The organism is Microcystis sp. M061S2 (assembly GCF_020245605.1).
GTDB lineage: Bacteria > Cyanobacteriota > Cyanobacteriia > Cyanobacteriales > Microcystaceae > Microcystis.
Map to the genome: position 1 here is coordinate 24287 of NZ_JADBUP010000118.1, position 6151 is coordinate 30437.

The 6151-nt window shown below is 45.0% G+C and carries 3 protein-coding genes; all 3 read left to right on the plus strand.

The window, feature by feature from the left end:
• Positions 1-33: 33 nt before the first annotated feature.
• The 3 genes from IM475_RS18785 to IM475_RS18795 all read left to right on the plus strand — a co-directional run bounded on the left by IM475_RS18785 (position 34) and on the right by IM475_RS18795 (position 5340).
• The gene (locus IM475_RS18785; RefSeq protein WP_287728730.1) at positions 34-2484 is read left to right on the plus strand and encodes a transglycosylase domain-containing protein; all 2451 of its coding nucleotides are present in this window, start codon (positions 34-36) and stop codon (positions 2482-2484) included.
• 146 nt (positions 2485-2630) lie between these two features.
• On the plus strand, positions 2631-4391 hold the full coding sequence (locus IM475_RS18790) for a M61 family metallopeptidase (protein ID WP_287728731.1): 1761 nt from the start codon (positions 2631-2633) through the stop codon (positions 4389-4391).
• Positions 4392-4413: 22 nt separating this feature from the next.
• Positions 4414-5340: a branched-chain amino acid transaminase gene (locus tag IM475_RS18795; RefSeq protein WP_287728732.1), complete on the plus strand. Its 927-nt coding sequence runs from the start codon at positions 4414-4416 to the stop codon at positions 5338-5340.
• The last annotated feature ends 811 nt before the right edge of the window (positions 5341-6151 follow it).

Genomic DNA, 6151 nt, shown 5'->3' on the forward strand with positions numbered 1-6151 from the left:
CATAATTCCCACTCCCACACCCGCTCAACTAACATGAAATACAAACAAAAACTTAGTCAATTTTTTCATAATCTCGCTAATAAATTAGAGAACTCCCAGCAACCCCCTAAAGTCGATCCTATCGACTCCGAATCTGCTCCCGTTGCGGGGGAAAAGCCAGTAGAAGCCGCTTCCGAAGAAAAAAAGCTTAATTTAGTCTCCCGAACCAGTAGCAAGGCTCTAGAGACATTAAAACCCTTAAAGAACAAATTTACTACCCTGCTCGATAATTCCCCCTTACCGCAATGGCGACAACATCCCCGCTTTGGGTTGTACTTGGGATTGGGATTAGGCGTAACTGGGGGCATTTTGGGGGTAGGTTGGGCCATTTATCGCCTTGAAAGCTCTCTACCGCAAAATATCGCCGATATACAAACCTATGCTCGTCCAGGCACCCTAACCATTCAAGCCGCTAATGGGGAAATCCTCAAGCAAAATGGCCCTAGTACCTACGAAACCGTGAAAATTGCCCAAGTTCCCCCACTGGTACAGGAGGCCTTTATCGCTAGTGAAGACCGCCGTTTTCGCGAACACGGGGGAGTTGATGGCCAGGGTATTGCTCGCGCTCTCTTTTCTAACCTGAGAGCCGGGGGAGTGGTGGAGGGAGGCAGCACCATCACCCAACAATTGGCCCGGATTGTCTTTTTATCCCAAGAAAGGAGTTTTGATCGCAAATTACGGGAAATGCGTATCGCTCAGAAAATAGAAGATAAATATACAAAAGACCAGATTTTAGAGCGTTATTTTCACCTAGTTTATCTCGGTTCCGGGGCCTACGGTCTTGCCGATGCCGCTTGGTTATATTTCAGTAAACCCGTCGATAAATTAACTCTAGCCGAAGCTGCCACCCTTGCCGGGATTGTTCCCGCTCCTAGTCTCTATTCTCCCCTCGAAAACCCTAAATCTGCCCTAGAACGGCGTAATATCGTCCTCAAAACTATGGCCGAGGTGGGATTTATTACTAACGCTCAAGCAGAACAAGCGATCGCATCTCCCCTAGTCATTAAAACCAGTCCCCTAAAACGTCTGCAACGGCAAGCGGCCTATTTTACCGATTATGTGGAAAAAGAACTGCCGCAACTGGTTCCCGCTAAAACCCTAGAAGCGGGGGGATTGGTGGTAAAAACTACCCTTAATCCTCGTTGGCAAAGCGAAGCGGAGGAAGTGGTAGAAAGAGCGGTTTCTCGTTATGGCCAGTGGCAGCACTTCCAACAGGCGGCTTTAGTGGCAATTGACCCCAAAAATGGACAAATTAAGGCCATGGTCGGAGGAATTGACCACGATAAGAATCAATTCAATCGGGTGACACAAGCAAAACGTCAGCCGGGATCTACTTTTAAACCTTTTGTCTATGCGGCGGCGATTGCGGCGGGTAAATCCCCCTATTCTAGTTATAAAGATGCTCAGTATGTGGTGGATGGTTATAAACCGGAAAACTACGGTGATAGGTATAGCGGCCGCGAGGTGTCCATGCGCGATGCTTTGACTTCTTCCCTGAATGTGGTGGCAGTTCAGGTGTTAGTGGCCGTCGGTTGGAATCCGGTGATTAAATTAGCTCAAGATATGGGGATCCAGTCGAAACTTTTACCCACTTATTCTTTGGCTTTGGGTGCTTCGGAAGTCAATCTTTTAGAATTGACCAGCGCCTACGGAACCTTTGCTAATAATGGTGTGCATCAACCAGTTTACGGTATTAGTCAGGTACTTGATCGCCATGGTAAAGCAATTTATCAAGCCAATTTTAAACCGAAAACTGCTCTCAATCAAAACACGGCAGCGACGATGACTTGGATGCTGCAGGATGTGGTTAATTCGGGAACGGGAACCCCCGCACAAATTGGTCGTCCAGTGGCAGGAAAAACTGGCACTTCTGACAAGGCTCGTGACCTTTGGTTTGTCGGTTATATTCCCCAATTAGTCACGGGAATTTGGCTCGGTAATGACAATAATAAACCCACCAATGGAGCCAGTACCATGTCCGCTTGGATGTGGCGACAATTTATGTTAGAAGCAATCAAGGATATTCCCTATCAAGGTTTCCCAGAACCGAATTTAGGCAAACGTCCGGTGACATTAAAAGCGGAACCAATTAAACCCCGACGTACCTACTTTACCCAAACTACTAACAATCGTTTAGCCAGCAGCGATGAGGGTTCCCCCACCGAAGGACCTATCCGCAGACGGCGACGGGTTCGGGTAAGTCGTGAGCAAACTATCGTCCGTTCTAATACTAGCGAACCCAGCCAACGCCGTTCTAGTCGTCGGCGTACTAGGACTGCTCCTACCAGCGCCGCTGCTCCTAGTCCTCAAAATACGGCCCCCGCAGCAGCCGAACCGATTACCGTTCCCGTCACTGTGGCGGCCCCCGAAACTCGTTCGGTTCCCCTAGAGGTAACTCCTCCCACCGATGTGATTCCTCCCGCACCCCCGGCAGAAAGACGCTGAATCGGTAAAAAAACCCCCGCAAATCCTGCGGGGGTTACAGTGCCAAAACTGCTCGGTCAAATCTTGCAAAACCATCGGATTTTTGGCGGCGAAACCGGGTAAATTGGCCGAAAGCTTGCCGCTATAATAACTTAAAAGCTTGTTTAATGCCGATGACCAGTCTTATTTCCCCCACTACCGTCTCCTCAACCCGTTTAAGTCTCAGCTATCAAGTGGCTATGCCGGAACCGACTTCACACCTCTTTGAAGTTACTCTACAGATTACCGGTTGGCAAGCTCCGATTTTAAACCTAAAAATGCCGGTTTGGACTCCCGGTTCCTATCTAGTGCGGGAATACTCCCGTTTAGTCCAAGATTTTCAAGCTGTTAACCTCAACAGTCGCAAAGTTGCTAAAAATCACTGGCAGATTGACAATGGTGACAGTTCCGAAATAACGGTCAAATATCGCGTTTTTGCCCACGATTTAACCGTCAGAACCAACCATCTCGATGATACTCACGGTTACTTCAACGGGGCTGCTTTATTTTTCTATATCCCCGATTATCAAAAACATCCCCTCACCCTGACAATTATCCCCCCCCATGCCGATTGGCGCGTTACCACTGCCTTAAAATCTTTACCCAGACAGAAAAACACCTTTCACGTTCCCGATTTTGATACCCTAGTGGACAGTCCTGTGGAAGTGGGTATTCATCAGTTATACGATTTTGTCGTCGAGGGAAAACCCCATCAATTAGCTATCTGGGGACGGGGAAACGCCAATCCTAATCAAATTATCGCCGATACCACTAAAATTATTCAAACCGAGTCGGCTATGTTCGGTGGACTCCCCTATGATAATTATCTCTTTTTGCTACATCTTTCGGCGGCTGGTTACGGGGGACTAGAACATAAAAATTCCTGTACCCTTAACTATATGCGTTTGGGATTACGAGATAAGGATAAATATAATCGTTTTCTGCAATTAGTCGCCCATGAGTTCTTTCATCTCTGGAATATCAAGCGTATTCGCCCAAAAGCTTTAGAAAGCTTCGATTATGACGCAGAAAATTATACTTCTTCCCTCTGGTTTGCCGAAGGAACCACCAGTTATTACGATATAGTAATCCCTCTACGGGCGGGAATATACGATAGTAAGACTTTTTTAGAGCTTTTAAGCAAAGAAATCACTCGTTATCTCAATATACCCGGTCGTCTTGTCCAACCTCTAGGCGAATCGAGTTTTGATGCTTGGATAAAACTCTACCGACGGGATAGCAATAGCGATAATAGTCAAATTTCCTACTATCTCAAGGGGGAATTATTGTCGCTGCTTCTCGATTTACTAATTCGCAGCCACACCGATAACCGTCGTTCCCTCGATGATGTTTTACGCTCGATGTGGCAACATTTCGGTAAAGAGGAGATTGGTTATACCGATGGGGAATTGCAGGCAATTCTCGAATCTGCCGCTGGAGTGGATTTAACCGACTTCTACCGGCGTTATATCGACGGTTTGGCAGAATTACCCTTTAATGAATATCTTGAACCTTTTGGACTCTATCTGCGGGGTGTTGGCAATGGGGAGACGATACCTCATCTGGGAATGCGGGTACAGAGTGAAGCGGGTAAAGAAATAATTAAATTTGTCGAGATGGGTTCTCCTTGCCAAAAAGCGGGAATTAATGCTGATGATGAGTTATTGGCTATCGATGGATTGCGAGTGACGGCGGAACAGTTAAACGAAAGATTAAAAGACTACCGCTCAGGTGATATTATTCAGATAACAGTCTTTCATCTCGATGAATTGCGAACCCTTGCTGTTCCACTGGCTGCCCCGCAGACGATTCGCTATGAAATTATCAGGGTAGAAAATCCTTCTAATAGCCAGAAACAAAATTTTTCCGCATGGGTAAATCCCGTTTAGTTCTTGGTTCAATCAAAAAAAAATGTCTATTACCGCCGAAATTCCTTTCCTTCCTCTCGCCTATTTTGAGAATAAATTTATCCCTTTTAGTGAGGCAAAATTATCCGTTGCTACCCACGCACTACACTATGGAACTGCCGCTTTTGGGGGTTTACGAGGTACTCCCGACCCTAGCAATCCGGGACAGATATTATTATTTAGATTAGAACGTCATTGTCAGCGTTTAAGTCAAAGTGCTAAGTTTCTTAATTACGAGATTCCTGCCGATAAAATCTATCAAATAATTATCGATTTTGTTAAAAAGAATCAGTGTAATCGACCTTTTTATATTCGTCCCCTTGTCTATAGTTCAGGGTTGGGAATTGCCCCGCGATTACATGATATCGAGAAGGATTTTCTCGTCTATGGTCTAGAAATGGATGATTATTTAGCAGCCGATGGGGTTAACTGTCGGATTAGTTCTTGGTATCGTCAGGAGGATAGAAGTTTCCCGTTGCGAGGTAAAATTAGCGCTGCTTATATCACTTCTGCTTTAGCAAAAACGGAAGCGGTAGAATCGGGGTTTGATGAGGCAATTTTAATGAATTCTCAAGGTAAAGTCTGTGAAGCGACGGGAATGAATATTTTTATCATCAGAAATGGTCAGCTAATTACTCCTAGTTTTGACCAAGATATCCTAGAGGGTATTACTAGAGATAGTGTTTTAACTATCGCGCGGGATTTGGGTATTCCGGTTATTGAAAGACCCGTAGATAAGACGGAGTTATTTATCGCTGATGAGGTGTTTTTAAGTGGCACTGCGGCGAAAATTACTCCGATTAAAAGGATTGAAACTTTTTCTTTACCCGCGGCTAAACCGATTACTTATCAGTTAAAAGAAAAGTTAAGTTCTATCGTTCTCAATCAGGAACCAAAGTATCAAGATTGGATTACTAAAGTTCCTTTGTAGTTAGACAAATTCACTCAATTTTTCCGGTTCTTCGGTTTGTTTCATGCAATGGACGGGGTCATGAGGGATGAAACCCTTATACACAGAGATGTTCGGCTATCTTTGTCAATTGTTTTCGATCTAGAACGAACTAATCAATTAACTCTCTTGTCGGGTAAGGATTTAGTCGATTTATGTCCCCCGATCTAACCATACCAAGTAACGAAGAGCCTTTTTTCCCAAACCTTGCCAGGAATATTATCTCTTATCTTGACCAGATGGATTGACTTCAAGGGGTGACAAAACAAAGCGAGCAACTGGAACATCTCCCCCTAGATGTTAAGTCTGATTGCCCAGTCATTCTCAACAAGCACTGTTTATTGAGAATGACCGGGGAACCCTGAAATTTTCGGCTTAGTTGCTGGCAGCTTGCCGCCAACTCACTCCTCTAGATAAGTATTTTGACTCAGGCATCTTCCTCTTTTGAGACGTTGTGACACTTAGGGTGCGGAATGTGGGATTTAAATGAATCAACCCTAGGGCAAGGGGGGGCTAATCTAAGAATAAGCGGTTTAAATGCGTCTTAGCTTACCAAGTTTTTATTTAATAGATTTATTGCAGATATTTAAGAATTGTGTGCGATTGCCCCGTCAAACCTTTAATCGTGCTAACTCTGAGTGGCCAAACCAAGGTATAGCAAAGAGCGGGATAGTTAGGACATAATAGAGAAAAAGAAATGAGGAGAAGCTTTCATGGCAGCACCCTATAGTGATGATTTAAGACAGAAAGCAGTGAGTGCCGTAGAGCGAGGGGAGAAAAAAAGCCATGTCTG